Consider the following 17,018-nt stretch of genomic DNA (forward strand, 5'->3'; position numbering starts at 1 on the left):
GCTGCGCCGGTCACTGCGGGAGGCCGGGATCTCTGCCCGGCCTGAGAAGCACTGGATGGCTGCTGAGCATATCTTCAGCCATATCGTGTGGACGCTGCAGGTGTACCGCTGCAGCGAAGAGGACGCCCTTCCGCTGCCGATAGCGGCAGAAGGACGGGCGGTGTACAACGCGGACGCGGACTTGTTCTCAGGAATCGACAGCAGCATGCCTATCGAGAGATTTGAGGACGGAACCGCTAGTCCAGAGGACGGCGGAGCTGTGCGCTGGATCAGCCGCGAAGACATGGCGAACTATGCGTTCCCTAACGTTTTTCTGAAGCTACTGAACCTTTATTTTGATGAGCAGGAAGAGCGGGCGAAGTTAGAGCCGTAGGGGATTCGCTGTGTTGTGTTGCTAAAGTACTAATTGTAAAAAACCTGAGTTTGATGTATGCACCTAAGCATGGTCGTATGCCCTAAGTAGGGTCGTATGCACCTAAGTAGGGTCGTATGCTCTAAGTAGGGTCGTATGCACCTAAGTAGGGTCGTATGCTCTAAGTAGTTTCGTATGCTCTAAGTAGGGTCGTATGCACCTAAGTAGGGTCGTATGCTCTAAGTAGGGTCGTATGCTCTAAGTAGGGTCGTATGCTTCAGTCTCTTCGTAGCAAATCTTTGTTTATTTGGCTCAGACTAGTTCAGTCTTGTTCCAACTAAATTCTTCTGGTGTTCTATGCTACGAGAGTGAGTGAAATTTAATTAGGGAATTATTACCTAAAAATAGGTCGATTTGGCATGTAATTGATCATTTTAGGGAAAACCTCCCTAATAATTGGGCAAAAATCGGGTTTATGCCCATAACGGATGATTTTTTAGGGAGTATTTCCCTAATTACTCGTGTTTATGGAGTATATCGCAGATTTTCAGGGAGTTATTCCCTAATCTATTGCTCAGCGACTCCAAACGCAGATTCTGGTAAGCCGAGTATAGATTTATTGCGATCTATTCCGATCTATTCCGATCTATTCCGATCTATTCCGATTTGTTCTCATCTATACCGAGCTATTCTGATCTATACCGATCCAGTGCATCCATTTAAGCGACGTAAGCGGCGTGAAATGCACTGTCTGGGAGGATCTCAATCAATCAATCAATCAATCAATCAATCAATCAATCAATCAATCTTTATCTTTATCTCTCTATATCTCCAACCTAAACAAAGAAGGTATCCCTTAGCCTATTCGGCTCTGAGATACCTTCTTTTTTAGTTAAATGGCATAAGCCAAATGGAATTTCTTATTTTGCGCTTGCGTAACGTTTGCCAACTTCTTCCCAGTTTACTACGTTCCAGAACGCTTTGATGTAATCAGGGCGTTTGTTTTGGTAGTTCAGGTAGTAAGCGTGCTCCCATACATCCAGTCCGAGGATTGGAGTAGCGCCTTCGCTGATTGGGTTGTCTTGGTTAGGTGTGCTTGTTACTGCCAGTTTGCCATCTTTAACAACTAGCCAAGCCCAGCCGCTGCCGAAACGAGTAGTTGCTGCTGCTGCGAAATCTTCTTTGAATTTTTCGAATCCGCCCAGTTCTTTATCAATAGCTTCAGCCAATGCGCCAGTTGGTGCGCCGCCGCCGTTTGGTCCGATAACTTCCCAGAACAAAGTGTGGTTAGCGTGTCCGCCACCATTGTTGCGAACAGCAGTACGGATAGCTTCAGGTACAGCGTTCAGATCTGTAAGAAGCTCTTCAATGCTTTTGCTTTGCAATTCAGGTGCTTTTTCCAAAGCTGCATTCAGATTAGTTACATATGTGTTATGGTGTCTGTCATGGTGAATTTCCATCGTCAATGCGTCGATGTGTGGTTCGAGTGCGTTGTTCGGATAAGGAAGTGCCGGTAATTGAAATGCCATGGAAAAATCCCTCCTGAGTTATATTAGAATTTTGTTATTGATAAAGAATTCTGGCGAACTAACGTCAAAATCCTTTATTGTAAATATGTACTATAGGGTTTCGCCCGATAGGATACTTTAATTAAACCGTATCTAGACCAATAATGCAACACTAAACAAACATAAATGTTTATAAAGTATAATTGGAGAGGGAATGGGTTTTACAATTGTATTTAGAATGTTAAAATAAATAGTCCCCAATCTATAGACATATATCCTTATTAATACCCTTTTAATGAAGAAATGAACCCAGCTCAAAATGTAAACGCTTGATATTAAGCGCTTTCAAAAGAAAAATGATGATATCACGAGAAAAGTGTGCTTTAATAGATTTAAAAGCAGGTATTCCTCGGTATTTGATGCTTTTTTTTATTTTCTCTATGTTAAGGGAACCCCTTCTTTTTGTTAAATTCATAAGCCATAGACAAGGGAGATTTTAAAGAATGCACGTTCGTTCCTTTCAATTAAGCGACGTTAGCCCTGTGACTGATTTGCTGCAAACCGCATTATCGGAAGAGTGTTTCGAGAACACTATCGAGCCTTTCTCCAGGCAGCTTTCTTGGGATTCAGATCTCATTGTAGTTGCGGAAGATGAAGAAGAAATTGTTGGAGCACTGATTGGTACGATTGAGAAAAACCACGGTTGTTATTTCCGGATTGCTGTACATCCTGATTATCGCCGCAGAGGAGTCGGCAGAAGTCTGGTATCGGCTATGGAATCCAGGTTTCAAGCTCGTAAAGTCAGTGGTATCTATGTAGCCGTCGATGAGCATAATTCTTTTGCTTTGCCATTGTATGAAGCTATGGGATATAGCGAGAATCAAATCTTCAAATCTGTCCGGAAGCTGAGCATTGTTGGGTAATTTTGATCACTCAGCTGCGAAAGCGGAAACATTTTCTAGAAAAAAGAACTATAGCTGACGATATAGTCTGTTTCATTCATACTCGAGCGTATTTCCCAGAAGTCCATTGCTAATGGCTGGGAGATATGCTTTTTTATTGTTATAATATCTGCAAGTATAAACTTCAATTATTGAGAATAAGAGGTGACATATTGAATCAGGAGCCCCAAGTAGATTACACGAGAAATAGGAAACAAAGACATAGATCCTCCAGATCCAAGACTACCCTGGGCGGTCGTTTGGTCTCGGAAATGAAGGATTGGCTGCTTACAGCTGTGATTGTTTTTGTTGTGATGTCTGTTCTTAATGTTTTTGTGTTCAATATATCAACGGTTAAAGGTCAGTCTATGCAGCCAACGCTCTGGGAAGGTGAGAGACTCTTCATTAATAAAATTTCATTGCTGTTCGTAAATCCAAAACATGGTGATGTTGTCATTCTTCATGATCCAAGTACCGGACCTAGCCATAAGGAGTATTTAGTGAAGCGAGTGATTGGCATACCTGGAGATATCATAGAGGTACGGAATCATCAGTTATACGTAAATGGAAAAATAGTGAATGAGCCCTATATCGATACTGAGATTGAAGATCCGGATTTTGCAGCGTTAACCGTGGAAAATGGCAATTATTTTGTAATGGGCGATAACCGTCATGCTTCAGCCAGCAAGGACAGCCGTTACTTCGGCTCTATTTCACAGGATATGATTGTCGGCAGGGCTGATTATATATGGTGGCCTCTGTCAAAACTGAATAGATTATAAGAAAGTCAGCGAAGATATGAAAGGAGAAGGCGGAAATGACCAATACATTTCAGTCATCGTATGCTCCCCCGCCTTCCAAGTGGGCACAGCTTAAAGCGGAGATTCAGGAGGCTGCGACATCACTCGGTATTGATGATATCGGGTTTACAACAGCAGAACCTTTTTTATATTTAAAAAATATACTGCAAGACCACCGGGACAAAGGATATGAATCTGGCTTCGAGGAACCCGATCTGGATAAAAGGACAGTTCCAGCATTGTCTTCTGGAGACAAGCCGTTATCTATTATTTCGATTGCAGTGGCATACCCTTCTAAAATGGAGAACCCTCCTAAATCTGAGCCGGGTGCACGTAGAGGCATCCTCGCTCGGGCATCTTGGGGCAGGGATTATCACCATGTGCTGAGGGAAGCCTTAAGTAAGCTAGAGGAATTTATTCACGAACGTGTACCGGAGGCTGTGCTGGAAAGTATGGTGGACACCGGTGTTCTAGTAGATAGAGCGGTAGCGGAAAGAGCGGGAATAGGCTTTAGCGGCAAAAACTGTTCTATTATCTCGCCCAAATGGGGATCATGGATTTATCTTGGGGAAATGGTTACCAACATTCCTTTTGCTCCGGATGAACCTGTTGAAGAAGGCTGCGGGGAGTGTACTAAGTGTATTGATGCTTGCCCTACCGGAGCGCTGGTGGGTCCGGGTCAGCTTAACGCACAGGCTTGTATTTCTTTTTTGACGCAAACTAAAGGGTTCCTCAGCGAGGAGTATATGACCAAGATCGGCAACCGTCTATACGGCTGTGATACTTGCCAGATTGTATGTCCCAAGAATAGAGGTAAGAACTGGAATCATCGCCCTCAGATGCAACCTGATCCTGAAATCGTGAAGCCGCTGCTGCTGCCGATCCTTGATCTGAGCAATCGTGAGTTCAAAGAGAAATTCGGCAATAGCTCAGCAGCCTGGAGAGGTAAAAAGCCGATGCAGCGAAATGCGATCATTGCCCTAGGCAATTTCAAGGAAGCCGGGGCTGTGCCAAAGCTATCAGAAATTGTTCTGAAAGAGCCGCGGCCAGAGATGCGGGGCACTGCTGCTTGGGCGCTTGGACGTATTGGCGGTGATGAGGCTCTAGCGGCTGTAGAAGCGGGTTTAGAGCGCGAGGAGGATGGCACGGTGAGGGAAATGCTAAGCCGGGCGCAGGATGTGCTCCTTACCGGGAAGAAGGCACGGGAGGACAGCGATATTAATGGAGGAAAAAGTTCATAGACAGGTTGCATATTGCCAATTGCTGTCCAGTTCCTGAAATGCTATGATAGATTCGCGTGCCATATGGCGATGCAGACAATAGAGTGTAGAGGTGGGCTTTAGATGAGTATCGCATTACCTATTATTACATTGGTCGTAGGTCTCATCGGTGGTTTTTTCATCGGTGTATATTATCTGCGCAAACAAATGACAAACATGCAGAATGATCCTGAAATGCTGCAAAAGGTTGCAAAGCAAATGGGTTATAACCTGAACGGGAAGCAAATGCAGCGTGCCCAGCAAATGATGAAGACTCAGGGACAGCCAGGTGCGCGCCCAGGAGCAGCTAAAGGGAATAAACGTAGAAGTAAGTAACCGGGTCCGGATAACATGTATACGGGTGCGGAAGGGGGAGACATCATGGGGAACATCAAGGAATATGTGAACGGTAAAGTTGCAGAGAACCGTGAGCAAATCGAGTATCACGTTGAGAAAATATTAGAATTAATCGGTGAAGATACCGGCCGCGAGGGACTGCTGGAAACACCGGCACGTGTTACGCGGATGTACGAGGAGATATTCGGCGGTTATTCGATAGATCCCCGCGAGGCGCTCGGCGTTACTTTTGATGAGTCTCATGAAGAGCTAGTGATCGTTAAGGATATCGTCTATTACAGCCAATGTGAACACCACATGGCTCCTTTCTTTGGTAAAGTGCATATAGGATACATTCCGAGCGGACGTATTGCTGGCCTCAGCAAATTAGCTCGGCTTGTTGAAGCAGTAAGCCGGCGTCTACAGGTTCAAGAGCGCATTACGGCGCAAATTGCTGATATTATGACGGAGGTGTTAGGCCCCCACGGTGTTATGGTCGTTGTGGAGGGAGAGCATCTGTGTATGTGTGCACGTGGAGTGAAGAAGCCAGGCAGCAAAACGGTAACTATGGCTACTAGAGGGGTCTTCCGTGAGGATGCCGCCGCTCGTGCGGAGTTTCTAAGCTTGATTAAGGAATAAATATCGGGGTGCATACCTCGAAATTGAAAGGACCCATCGTTCACGTAATGTGAATGATGGGTCCTTTTTGGTCAGGGTGTGGGAATAAGAGTGATGTTCACTGTGAATTGAAATAATATCAAAAGGGCTTCCAGGCCAGTTTACTGGCAGCAGCATAACGTTCTGAGACGTAAGGCCAGTTAACGACCTTCCACCAATCCTCAATATAATCGGCCCGATTATTCTGATGTTTAAGGTAATAAGCATGCTCCCATACATCCAGAGCCAGTAACGGAACCACGTCCCATTGTGACAGGTTCTGATGTTTCTCCGCAGTCAAAATCTCCAGTCTATGACTGCGTGGACTCCAGACGAGAATAGCCCAGCCACCACCTTCAACCTTATTCGCAGCTTCTGTGAACTGTTTCTTAAAGCTGTCATAGCTGCCGAAGCTTTGTTCAATGGCTTCCAGTAAGGCTCCAGTTGGACGCCCGCCACCTTGTGGAGACATTACGTTCCAGAAGATTGTATGGAGATAGTGGCCTGCCCCATTAAAGGCTAGCTCCCGCTCCCAATGCTTAACGAGATCGAAATCTCCTTTTTTGCGAGCCTCGGCCAGCTTGTTTTCCGCTTTGTTTAGTCCATCTACATAACTTTGATGGTGTTTATCGTGATGAATCCGCATGGTTTTCTCATCGATGTATGGTTCCAGCGCATTATAAGCATAAGGCAATGGAGGCAGTGTATGCCCGCCAATTGGCACAGCACTCATTTCACGAATATCAAGGATAGTATCTGTAGAAGGAATAAGTCCCTCATTCCGCGTGACATTGTCCTCTTCTGTTCTTACGACATAGTCGGCTGCTGTATAATCTCTCATAATTTGCGTGAGCTGTCCGGGCGAGCTCAAAGTGTGTAGTACGGCAAGGAAATACTCTGATTCGCGAATAATATGCAGGATCACAGTGGTAGCAAGGGGGACGGCTTTGACGGCTGCGCTGCTTTCCATGATGGCAAAAAGCTGCCGAACAAATTCTTGGGATTGGGTACAGGAGATGTGCAGCAGCTTTTCCGTTTCCGCAGTGAGTTCAGCCTGACTTGGTGGAGAAGCAGAGAGGGCAGAATTCAATAACTGCTGAGCGGCCATCTCTGTGGCACCGAAGACCACCGCCCATTCATCCAGCAGCTTTACATAGGGCTCCTCCAGGTTAGGTACGATTGCTTTGATAACCTCGGTATGCTCTTTCTCTTGTGTTTTCCAGAATACGATTTCTTCTAAAATACGTACTGGCAGCATCGGCCCGTATACATATAACATTCCAAGAAAACCTCCCGTGATATGTCTTCATCAGTCCATTATATGTGGGCTCATGATAGCTTATGAAGAGCATAAGAACGCAATAATAATATCGTCGACAATCGTTTGATAGGGTGAAATAATACAGGGAAATAAAGGAAATGATACCGAAAGGTACAACCTCGCGAAAAGGAGGGTGTGCCTTTTTTGTCGTGTGGACCGATTAATGAAATCCTTTGGGGTAGTAGAAAAAATTTGAGAAATGAGATGAGGGTATGAACAAGCTTGAGAAAAATCAATTTTATAATCAGCTGTTAAAATTAGCGGTTCCGATATCCAAAGTGCCTTGATTGTCGGAGCCGTATATCGTGGAAAGCTGCCGGGTGCCGGAGGTATTAAGGAACTAAGTTCGTTTTCTGAAGTGCTGTGCATACCCTTTTTAAGAACAATAGCGCCTATTGTTTTAACGGAATTGGTTTGGGTCTTAGGTGAAGCTTGTTATTCCGTAATATATAGCCGTATGGGCACAGAAGAGATGACTGCTATGACAGTGACCTTTCCGCTGCAGGGGTTGACGATTGGGCTTCTGGCAGGACTCTCTGGTGCAGCTGGTATTATGTTCGGACATAAGCTGGGAGAGAATAATAATGCCGGTGCTTTTCAGTATGCTTGTTTTTTTGTTCGAATAGGAGCAGGGATTTCATTGCTGCTTGGTGTTTTTATTGCTGTTCTAGCCCCGCTCTACGTCTCCGCCTTTAACTTAACAGTGGAAGAACGCCGAATGGCAACTTCCGTTATCTGCTTTTTCGCTCTTTTTTTATGGATAAAGGTAGGTAATATAATGATTGCGGGAGGGATCCTGCAGAGTAGTGGTGATAGTAAATTCGTCTTTATTATGGAAGCCTCCACAACTTGGTTGCTTGGGGTGCCTCTAGGGCTACTGTTGTCATGGGGATGGAAACAGCCTCTTCCCTGGGTATACTTCTTTCTGTCCCTGGAAGAGGCCGTTCGATTGGTTATAGGTTACATGCGTATTCGCCGTGGTAAATGGTTGAAGCAGCTGACCCATCAGGGGACAGAGGCGGATTGTAGTGCTTAACTAGTTACTTGCCATCGCCGGCTGGTTGCCATTGTAGGTTTTGGCTAGTTGAACATTTCCTAAGAAAGCAGAGACTCGCCGCAAATACTCACGCGGGTGCTCACGGAATAGCAATTCATGATGGCTGCCCTCTACGACCCAGGAATCTGAGAACGGATTGCTTTGGTTCGCGGCCAGCTTTTCAGCAATAGGATAAGGAGCCTTATCATCTTCGGTTCCATGCATGAGTAGAATAGGGAAAGGATAATCTTCGGATTTGACCTTCGCATAAGGAATTTGATTCAGCCCCGTACCGTTCAGAACTGGGAACAGCATTTCCATAATCGCCAAGGAAGGCTGGCGGGGCAGATCAATATTTTGCTTAATATTATGATACAGCGTATCTGGCTCTAACAAAAAGGTGCTGTCCAGAATCATCGCGTCAATGTCCTCTGATACTAATCCTGTTTGCAGTGCTGTGCCTGCTCCCATAGAGAAGCCCCATACCACTAATTCCTCAGCTCCACGTTCCTTAGCAAAATCAATAGCGCCTAGAAGCTGCTGGGATTCTTTTTTACCTCCGGTTGCAATATCCTTGTTGCCTTGGGCAGCAAAGCCGTAATCAAACATCACGACATTGAAATTCAGACTGTGTGCATAGTGAGCGAGATCGTACATAGGTACCCAAGATTCTTCCCGGTTGGCGCCATAGCCATGGCTGAACACGATAGTTTTGGTAGCCCCTTCCGAGGGAATATACCAACCGCTCATCATCCGACTACCATCTTTAGCTGGAAACGTCACATCCTCGTATGCGAGACCTTTGGCCTGCATGGGATTGGAATACAGAGGTGCGACCGTTGGATTAGATAATACCCAGGCGATATAGCCATGAAGTGAGACAAAGCAGAAGGCTAAAAAGAAAAAAATAGATAATAGCAGTGCAACGATAATATGCTTCACACGAATCATCCGCAGTGATAGCCGGGACGAACTGCCTTGTTTAGGTAGTTTAGGTCGACGGGAGACGGTTGTGCCGGTTTGGCGAGTTGCCAGATCCATATGGTCCCCTCCTAAGAATGATGTGAGTACTAGTGCCTAGAAGAATTTGTAAAAATGATTCTAAAGCATCAGTAGATAATTTAATATGTTAATCGTATGAAAAAGCCCTTACAAAGTCAATGAATTAGACGCTTTTGTAATGTAACTGTAAAGTGCGGCCCAACCTTTTCCGGCACATTTTTGGCACAACTCCGGTGGAGTGAATATACTGGACTTTCCATAGAGTTTTGCACTAAGATAGAGTTAGTTATAATGTAACCGAGTTTCATTTGATGAAACACGAGGGGGAGATTGTCATGGAGGACCGAAAGCTTACAGTGCGTGCGGTAGAGCGTGCGCTTGATATATTGCTTTGTTTTACCCAGGACAGAGATTTAGGGTTGACGGAGATCGCTTCAAAGATTGATTTACATAAAAGTACCGTCCATCGGCTGCTGGCAACCTTGGAGGAAAAGGGCTTCCTCATTCGTAATCCGGCCACTGAGAAATACAGCCTGGGTATACGAATTTGGGAATTGTCTACGCATTTGCCTGCTTTTGATGAGTCGGCAGCGGTATTATTGCCGTCAATGGAACGGCTGCGCGATCGGCTAGGGGAGACTGTTAGTTTATACTTACGCGACGGAATAGAACGTGTGCGGATTCAGGCGGTTCAGAGCCAGCAGGCCATCCGGCGAGTGGCGCAGATCGGTGCGAGATTGCCTTTATCTGTAGGCGCATCAAGCAAAGTGTTGGCAGCTTATGCTCCTCCAGAGGTGCTGAAAGAATTGCTGGAGAGTTCCGGATGGCCGGACTACGTTGAGAAGGATGTCTATCAAGAGCAGCTTAATGACATTATCCGACTCGGATATGCCACCAGTTTTGAGGAACGCGAGCCCGGCGCGGCCGCGGTGGCGGTGCCTGTTACGGGCCGCAGTGGAAATGTGATCGCGGCGTTATCATTGTCCGGCCCAGTTAGTCGCCTATCCCGAGATACGCTAGTGGAATATGCCGCGGTATTGAAGGAAGCGGCTAGTGAAATGGGCATGATGATTCCTTAATTCGCTGGCTGAGACATACCTTGTTAAATAGCAAAGCAGCGATTTCTCCGTTACTGGAGGATCGCTGCTTTGCTGTTTTTGGGGAGAGATGCTTAGCCGATTGTGGGTAAGTGGCAGGAAACGATGGGTAACTGACGGGCTGATGGGTAACTGAAGGTAACTGATGAGTGACTGATGAGTGACTGATGAGTGAATGACGGCTAACTGATGGGTAATTAACAGCTAACTGACGGCTAGCTAATGGCTAACGGCTCCCCCACCTTGCGTTGGTTTGGTGAGCTTCAGTGAATATACGTTTCTTTGGAATCCTCAGTAACTCGTAATGCTGAGTCTCGAGAGTTAGAACCCAGAGTCTAGATAGGCGGGAAGGCAGAGCCATAGAGAGGGGAGGCTAGAATCCACGAATGCACGAACCCAGGAACCCAGGAACCCAGGAACCCAGGAACCCGCGAACGTGCAAATCCGCGAACCTAGGAACACACTAAGCCGCGAACGTGCAAACCCACGAACCCACGAACCCACGAACTCACGTATCTCATAACTCGTACACAAGTAATCTCGGGTTGTTATTTAGATGTCCCTGAGGATTTCGGACTCAGAAGACGCTATTTGCGGATTTACAGCCATTTTGGCAGAGTTTCGGACCCCGTTGCAGCTATTCGACTAAAACGAGCTCCTTTAGCGCGTTTTTTATGCCGATAGCGACTATGGAGTCCGATCGCACGCCAAAAGTCGGATAATCGAGCGTATAGGGTCATCTGGGTCCGATAGCGCGGAATTCTAAGCGTCCCCTGGGGCTTTCGGACTCAAAGGACGCTATTTGCGAATTTAAAGCCAGTTTGGCATAGCTTCGGACCCCATTGCAGCTATTCGACTAAAACGAGCACCTTTAGCGCGTTTTTTATGCCAATAGCGACTATGGAGTCCGATCGCACGCCAAAAGTCGGATAATCGAGCGTATAGGGTCATCTGGGTCCGATAGCGCTGAATCCTAAGCGTCCCTTGAGGCGTGCGGACTCAGGGGACGCTATTTGCGAATTTAAAGCCAGTTTGGCATAGCTTCGGACCCCAGTGCAGCTATTCGACTAAAACGAGCACCTTTAGCGCGTTTTTCATGCCAATAGCGACTATGGAGTCCGATCGCACGCCAAAAGTCGGATAATCGAGCGTATAGTGTCATCTGAGTCCGAACGCGCTGGAATCCTAGGCGTCCCCTGAGGCTCACGCAACAATAGTGAACGTTTCAACAGTCAGAGGCACCCCACCCGCCACAAATTGGCTGCTGGAACCACCCCATAAAAAAGGGACTGCTCACAGCCACGCATGGCCGTGAAACAGTCCCTTTTTAAGTTACTTTAAATCTATTCTACCGACACCGCGGAAGAGTCTGTAGCATCTGCCAGCATCTGGCGAAGAACAGTCTGCAGGATACCGCCGTTGCGATAGTAATCAATATCGACTGTGCTGTCGAGTCTTGCAATGACAGGGAAATCAAATTGTGTGCCGTCTTCACGGGTAGCCGTGACAGTTAGCTCTTGACTTGGTGCCACGTTGTTATCGAGACCAGTAATGTTGAAGGTCTCGCGTCCGGTCAGTCCCAAGCTGCTCCAGCCGTGGCCTTCTTGGAATTGAAGTGGGAGTACACCCATACCGACCAGATTGCTGCGGTGAATCCGCTCAAAGCTTTCAGCGATAACTGCTTTAACGCCAAGCAGAAGCGTACCCTTAGCTGCCCAGTCACGTGAGCTTCCTGTACCGTACTCCTTACCAGCGATGACGATCAGATTTTGTCCAGCATCCTGATAGAGCATGGAAGCATCATAGATGGACATAACCTCGTCGCTTGGCAAGAAGGTAGTAACGCCGCCTTCTGTACCAGGAGCTACTGCGTTACGAATCCGAATGTTAGCGAACGTACCGCGCATCATGACTTCGTGGTTTCCGCGGCGTGAGCCGTAGGAGTTGAAGTCTGCACGTTCTACACCATGATCGCGCAAATATTCGCCAGCAGGACCAGAGGTAGAGATATTACCCGCTGGTGAGATATGGTCGGTTGTCACGGAATCAGCAAGCAGCGCTAGAACGCGTGCATCTTTGATATCCTTGATGTCTCCCAGACCGTCTGCCAGATGTTCGAAGAATGGCGGATTCTGGATGTACGTGGAATTATCATCCCACTCATACAGTTCGCCTTGCGGAACAGGAATCGAATTCCAACGTTCGTTAGCGGTGAATACATTTTCGTATTTGCTACGGAACATCTCCGGACTAAGGGAGAGACCAATGGCTTCACGAATTTCAGCAGTGGTTGGCCAGATATCTTTCAGGAATACTGGCTCACCTTGTGGATCAAATCCAAGTGGCTCAGTCTGCAAATCGATATTTACTGTACCAGCCAGTGCGTAAGCAACTACGAGCGGCGGTGAAGCCAAGTAGTTTGCTTTTACCTGAGCATGTACGCGGCCTTCAAAGTTCCGGTTACCGGAGATGACTGCGGCTACGGTCATGTCATTATCAGTAATGGCTTGACTAACTTCTTCAGGCAATGGACCGGAGTTACCGATACAAGTGGCACAGCCATAACCAGCCAAGTAGAAGCCCAGTGCTTCGAGCGGCTTCAGCAAGTCTGCTTTTTGCAGGTATTCAGTAACGACCAAGGATCCTGGAGTCAAGCTGCTCTTAACGTAAGCTGGTTTGGTCAGGCCGCGTTCCACAGCTTTTTTCGCCAAAAGACCTGCTCCAAGCATAACGCTAGGGTTGGAAGTATTCGTACAGCTAGTAATAGCTGCGATTACGACTGCGCCTGTGCTGAGCTTGCTAGTAGTATCATTTTTGTGTTGTACTTCTACGACTTGAGCGATTTTCTCATCGCTGAGACCATAACCGCCTTTGTCTACAGGTGTACGGATAATACCTTCGAAATTTTCCTTCATATGCGTAAGTTCGATCCGGTCTTGCGGACGTTTTGGTCCAGCCAAGCTAGGAACGACAGAAGCTAAGTCAAGCTCAATCACATCGCTGAACTCAGGGTCTGGCGTATCCGAGGTACGGAACATCCCTTGTGCTTTGTAATAAGATTCAACCAACGCTACCAGATCATCCGGACGACCCGTGCTGCGAAGATAAGCGAGTGTCTCGTCATCTACAGGGAAGAAACCGATAGTTGCTCCGTATTCTGGCGCCATGTTGGCAACAGTTGCCCGGTCAGCCAGACTGATGTTAGCAAGACCAGGTCCGTAGAATTCGACGAATTTGCCGACTACGCCCTTTTTACGCAACATTTCAGTTACTGTCAATGCCAAATCCGTTGCTGTAGCTCCTTCGATAAGGCTGCCTGTAAGCTTGAAGCCCACTACATCAGGTGTAACAAAATAGAGCGGTTGTCCAAGCATTCCTGCTTCAGCCTCAATACCGCCTACACCCCAGCCCACAACACCAAGACCATTGATCATCGTGGTATGGGAATCCGTTCCTACAAGAGAATCTGGATAAACGACAGTTTCACCATCGATAGTTTTAGTAGTGGCAACAGAAGCTAAATACTCTAGATTTACCTGGTGCACGATACCTGTTGCTGGTGGAACTGCACGGAAGTTGTTAAAAGCTGTCTGTGCCCAACGAAGGAAACGGTAACGCTCCTCGTTGCGTTCGAACTCAACGTTCATATTGTATTCCAAGGCGTCTGCTGTACCGAAAGCATCAACCATGACAGAGTGGTCAATTACAAGGTCAACCGGGACAAGCGGATTGATCTGTTTAGGATCTCCTCCGGCTTTTTTAACAGTATCACGCATAGCTGCGAGATCCACGACTACCGGAACTCCGGTGAAATCCTGAAGTACGATACGAGCAGGGATAAATGGAATTTCTTTATTACGGTCAATGTCACCTGACCAATCGGCCAGTTGTTTCACATGTTCTTCAGTAATTGCCCGTCCGTCAAACTGACGTACAGCAGCCTCTAGTAGGACTTTGATCGAAAAAGGCAGGGAAGAAATAGAGCCCAATCCTTGTTCCTCGAGGGACTTCAGATCATAATAGCGATAAGATTTGCCGCCTGATTCCAGGGTCCGAGCCAATGAAAAATGATCCTTGCTTGGCATATATGCGCCTCCTTGTTTCGTCTAATGAAACCCAATTTCAAATTGCTTCTAGCTTAATTATAACGGTTACAAAGTGGGGAGTAAAGTTTTTTTTCCTACATCTAAAGCCCGAATTATGCCTGAGAAAATGCCAAGCTACCCTTTCATTGTTATATTGTATCGTTTCGGGATATTCTTTTTACCTCAAAAAAGCCATGAAAAGGAGATCATACGAAGGAATTCACCGGAATCCTTGGTTTTACTTATTTATTAGGGGAAATGCAGGCAGAATTTCTCTTCCTCAGTTATTAGGTGATAAGGTCCTCGTTGTCGATGTTTGATTGAGATGTCGTACTTGGGGGTAGAGTTTTTGCTTGAAACATCCTTAACTATTCAACCGATCTGTATAGCGGCCTGTTTCCTTTCATATACATAGAACAGCAGTTAAAAGGGAAAGAAGGGGCGCGAGTATAATGGAACAACAATGGAAGCAAAGTCTTTATGTATATGTTGATCAAGTGAATAAGGCCAGGGTGGAGCCTAAGTCATCATCGCATAGCGTTTCCGTGTCCGTTAAGGATCCGCGTTTTCTGGTAGAACAAGGGGAGCGTTCAAGACGTCTTGCTGAGTGGTATAAAGAACGTGGGATAACTCCTTTGCGCGGAGAGACAGGGGTTAAGACTTTGCGGACCGTCCGGCAGACTCCGACCGAGGTAGTAGCAGAGGTTACACTGCATAGTGCGCTTTATTATGAAAAAGGCGGCGTTAACCACCGCGAGGATATTATCGAGCTGGAGCGGCTGACCTTTGTGCGGGACGGTGGGGGCTGGGAGATTGCTGGTGTGGAACGAAGTGTTCCTGAAAGAAATACGGTTCATCGGGCAGAGGTAGAGCTATCGGGCAGACTATCCAAATGGGGAGAGGCTTTGCCGGCACCGCTGCCATCACAGCCCCTGCTAAACCGGAATGTTCTCGGAGAAATTGCGGGTTCAAGAGAGGTTCGTTATAACCGTGAAGAAGCTGTGGCGTATGCCGACCGCTGGTGGAAAGACGGCAATCCGGAGTTCGAAACCTTCGAGGTGGACTGCACAAATTATGTCTCCCAATGTCTCTTTGCAGGGGGGGCACCTATCAACTATACTGGTAAAAGAGAAACGGGCTGGTGGTACAAAGGTTACCAAGGCAAACAAGAATGGTGGAGCTATAGCTGGGCTGTATCAGACAGTCTGCAACGCTATTTGAGCGGAAGTCGGAGCAGTGGCTTGCGTGCGGAAGTCATGGAGCGGCCGGAGCAATTGATGCTGGGCGATATCATTCAATATGACTGGGATGGCAACGGGCAGTATCAGCACAGCACAATCGTCACAGCTTTTGATGCAGGAGGTATGCCGCTTGTGAATGCACGTACCGTTAGCAGCCGTCATCGCTATTGGGACTATCGTGATTCCTACGCATGGACTGATCAAACGAAATACCGTTTTTTTCATATTAACGACTACTTATAGTACAGAAAGAGGTTAAGGGAATGGGGAACGCAAAACTAACCGTAGGGCTAGTGTACGGGGGCAAATCAGGAGAACATGAGGTATCGCTACAGACGGCTTTTGCCGTGATGAACTCATTTGATTATGATAAATATGAGATTATACCTTTTTACATTTCAAAACAGGGATTGTGGAAGGTTGGAGAGAAGTTATCAGCGCCTTACAGCCATGTGGAGCAGCTCAAGCTTGCAGAAGCGACCGAAGATATGGGCACAGCCCTGAACGTGGTATTTAGTGGATTATCCGGTGCTGACCAAACGGTGGACGTAATGTTCCCGCTGCTGCACGGCACGTATGGTGAGGACGGAACGATTCAAGGGTTGTTCGAAATGGCGAATATTCCTTACATCGGTGCTGGTGTTCTTGCCTCTTCGGCAGGTATGGATAAGGTGGTCATGAAGAAGCTGTTCGCTGATGCCGGTCTGGATCAATGCGAGTTTTGTTATTTCAACATCAGCGCTTGGAAAAGAAAACGTCATGAGTTGATTGTTGGTGTAGAGGATAAACTGGGGTATCCGGTATTCGTGAAGCCTGCCAATCTAGGCTCAAGTGTAGGTATTTCTAAGGCTGCAGATAAGGATAGTCTTGTAAAAGCCATTGATTTTGCTTTCCGCTATGATACCAAAGTTATTATTGAGGAGTTTGTGGATGCGCGTGAGGTAGAGGTTGGCGTGCTTGGAAATGATGAACCAGAAGCCTCTGTTCCGGGTGAAATCGTTTCTTCTGGTGAATATTATGATTACGCAGCCAAATATACGGACGGCAAATCGCAAATGATGATTCCTGCACCAGTGGATTCTGAAGTGGCCGATCGTTTGCGGGAGTCCGCGATAGTTGCTTTTCGAGCGATTGAGGGCAGTGGAATTACCCGGGCAGACTTCTTCTTGCGGAAATCGGATGGTAAAATTCTAATTAACGAAGTGAACACGATGCCTGGTTTCACTCCTTACAGCATGTATCCGCTATTGTGGCGTGAGACGGGTGTATCTTATAGAGCTCTGTTAGACCGAATGATTGAGTTAGCCTTGGAGCGCTATAATTTTAAACAAGGTCTTAAGTACGACAACGAGTAATAGAAGCTATAGCGGGAATATCCCGACT

At 46.8% G+C, this 17,018-nt stretch carries 13 protein-coding genes and 1 pseudogene; 10 read left to right on the forward strand and 4 right to left on the reverse strand.

The window, feature by feature from the left end; all coding sequences use genetic code 11:
- Window positions 1-373 (forward strand): NUDIX domain-containing protein (locus tag MHH60_RS29350; protein WP_341161189.1); only part of this gene is annotated, 373 nt, incomplete at its 5' end.
- A gap of 899 nt (window positions 374-1,272) precedes the next feature.
- On the opposite strand, the gene MHH60_RS29355 is transcribed toward MHH60_RS29350, so the two are convergent.
- Window positions 1,273-1,881, reverse strand: a complete 609-nt coding sequence (locus MHH60_RS29355; RefSeq protein WP_076138413.1) for a superoxide dismutase — start codon at window positions 1,879-1,881, stop codon at window positions 1,273-1,275.
- Between the two features lie 482 nt (window positions 1,882-2,363).
- Between MHH60_RS29355 and MHH60_RS29360 the strand changes: the two genes are divergently transcribed.
- The 5 genes and pseudogenes from MHH60_RS29360 to folE all read left to right on the forward strand — a co-directional run bounded on the left by MHH60_RS29360 (window position 2,364) and on the right by folE (window position 5,835).
- Window positions 2,364-2,783 (forward strand): GNAT family N-acetyltransferase, encoded by a 420-nt coding sequence (locus tag MHH60_RS29360; protein ID WP_036676822.1) that lies wholly within the window; start codon window positions 2,364-2,366, stop codon window positions 2,781-2,783.
- Window positions 2,784-2,974: 191 nt separating this feature from the next.
- Complete coding sequence (gene lepB, locus MHH60_RS29365) at window positions 2,975-3,583, forward strand: signal peptidase I (RefSeq protein ID WP_076138414.1); 609 nt, start codon at window positions 2,975-2,977, stop codon at window positions 3,581-3,583.
- A gap of 35 nt (window positions 3,584-3,618) precedes the next feature.
- Window positions 3,619-4,815: pseudogene (queG, locus tag MHH60_RS29370) on the forward strand (tRNA epoxyqueuosine(34) reductase QueG); the annotation flags it as partial.
- A gap of 129 nt (window positions 4,816-4,944) precedes the next feature.
- Window positions 4,945-5,196: a YneF family protein gene (locus tag MHH60_RS29375; RefSeq protein ID WP_036676828.1), complete on the forward strand. Its 252-nt coding sequence runs from the start codon at window positions 4,945-4,947 to the stop codon at window positions 5,194-5,196.
- Window positions 5,197-5,241: 45 nt separating this feature from the next.
- Entirely contained in the window at window positions 5,242-5,835 is a 594-nt protein-coding gene (gene folE / locus MHH60_RS29380) for a GTP cyclohydrolase I FolE (RefSeq protein WP_036676830.1), read from the forward strand.
- Between the two features lie 118 nt (window positions 5,836-5,953).
- Here the strand turns inward: folE and MHH60_RS29385 are convergent, their stop codons facing one another.
- Entirely contained in the window at window positions 5,954-7,132 is a 1,179-nt protein-coding gene (locus MHH60_RS29385; RefSeq protein WP_076138416.1) for a Fe-Mn family superoxide dismutase, read from the reverse strand.
- Between the two features lie 400 nt (window positions 7,133-7,532).
- Here MHH60_RS29385 and MHH60_RS29390 point away from each other — a divergent pair, with 400 nt between their 5' ends.
- Window positions 7,533-8,210, forward strand: coding sequence for an MATE family efflux transporter (locus MHH60_RS29390; protein ID WP_256715240.1), 678 nt, complete (start codon window positions 7,533-7,535; stop codon window positions 8,208-8,210).
- Here MHH60_RS29390 and MHH60_RS29395 read toward each other — a convergent pair whose 3' ends face one another.
- Window positions 8,211-9,251: an alpha/beta hydrolase gene (locus MHH60_RS29395; protein WP_139329954.1), complete on the reverse strand. Its 1,041-nt coding sequence runs from the start codon at window positions 9,249-9,251 to the stop codon at window positions 8,211-8,213. It abuts the gene before it with no gap.
- Window positions 9,252-9,547: 296 nt separating this feature from the next.
- Between MHH60_RS29395 and MHH60_RS29400 the strand changes: the two genes are divergently transcribed.
- Window positions 9,548-10,291, forward strand: a complete 744-nt coding sequence (locus MHH60_RS29400) for an IclR family transcriptional regulator (protein ID WP_036676839.1) — start codon at window positions 9,548-9,550, stop codon at window positions 10,289-10,291.
- 1,361 nt (window positions 10,292-11,652) lie between these two features.
- Here the strand turns inward: MHH60_RS29400 and acnA are convergent.
- Window positions 11,653-14,394 carry an aconitate hydratase AcnA gene (acnA, locus tag MHH60_RS29405; protein ID WP_038568617.1) on the reverse strand — a complete coding sequence of 914 codons (2,742 nt, stop codon included), beginning with the start codon at window positions 14,392-14,394 and terminating at the stop codon, window positions 11,653-11,655.
- A gap of 452 nt (window positions 14,395-14,846) precedes the next feature.
- Here acnA and MHH60_RS29410 point away from each other — a divergent pair, with 452 nt between their 5' ends.
- A complete protein-coding gene (locus MHH60_RS29410) occupies window positions 14,847-15,878 on the forward strand; it encodes an amidase domain-containing protein (protein WP_081389169.1) in 1,032 nt (343 codons plus the stop codon).
- 20 nt (window positions 15,879-15,898) lie between these two features.
- Window positions 15,899-16,990, forward strand: coding sequence for a D-alanine--D-alanine ligase (locus MHH60_RS29415; protein ID WP_076138419.1), 1,092 nt, complete (start codon window positions 15,899-15,901; stop codon window positions 16,988-16,990).
- Window positions 16,991-17,018: the final 28 nt, after the last annotated feature.

The sequence above is a fragment of the Paenibacillus sp. FSL H7-0716 genome (assembly GCF_038002705.1).
GTDB lineage: Bacteria > Bacillota > Bacilli > Paenibacillales > Paenibacillaceae > Paenibacillus_AQ > Paenibacillus_AQ odorifer.

What these genes read in the sequence shown, in the direction of transcription:
- MHH60_RS29355 (WP_076138413.1), bottom strand. Translation starts at nt 1,881, where the DNA reads ATGGCATTTCAATTACCGGCACTTCCTTATCCGAACAACGCACTCGAA.
- MHH60_RS29360 (WP_036676822.1), top strand. Translation starts at nt 2,364, where the DNA reads ATGCACGTTCGTTCCTTTCAATTAAGCGACGTTAGCCCTGTGACTGAT.
- MHH60_RS29375 (WP_036676828.1), top strand. Translation starts at nt 4,945, where the DNA reads ATGAGTATCGCATTACCTATTATTACATTGGTCGTAGGTCTCATCGGT.
- folE (WP_036676830.1), top strand. Translation starts at nt 5,242, where the DNA reads ATGGGGAACATCAAGGAATATGTGAACGGTAAAGTTGCAGAGAACCGT.
- MHH60_RS29385 (WP_076138416.1), bottom strand. Translation starts at nt 7,132, where the DNA reads ATGTTATATGTATACGGGCCGATGCTGCCAGTACGTATTTTAGAAGAA.
- MHH60_RS29395 (WP_139329954.1), bottom strand. Translation starts at nt 9,251, where the DNA reads ATGGATCTGGCAACTCGCCAAACCGGCACAACCGTCTCCCGTCGACCT.
- MHH60_RS29400 (WP_036676839.1), top strand. Translation starts at nt 9,548, where the DNA reads ATGGAGGACCGAAAGCTTACAGTGCGTGCGGTAGAGCGTGCGCTTGAT.
- acnA (WP_038568617.1), bottom strand. Translation starts at nt 14,394, where the DNA reads ATGCCAAGCAAGGATCATTTTTCATTGGCTCGGACCCTGGAATCAGGC.
- MHH60_RS29410 (WP_081389169.1), top strand. Translation starts at nt 14,847, where the DNA reads ATGGAACAACAATGGAAGCAAAGTCTTTATGTATATGTTGATCAAGTG.
- MHH60_RS29415 (WP_076138419.1), top strand. Translation starts at nt 15,899, where the DNA reads ATGGGGAACGCAAAACTAACCGTAGGGCTAGTGTACGGGGGCAAATCA.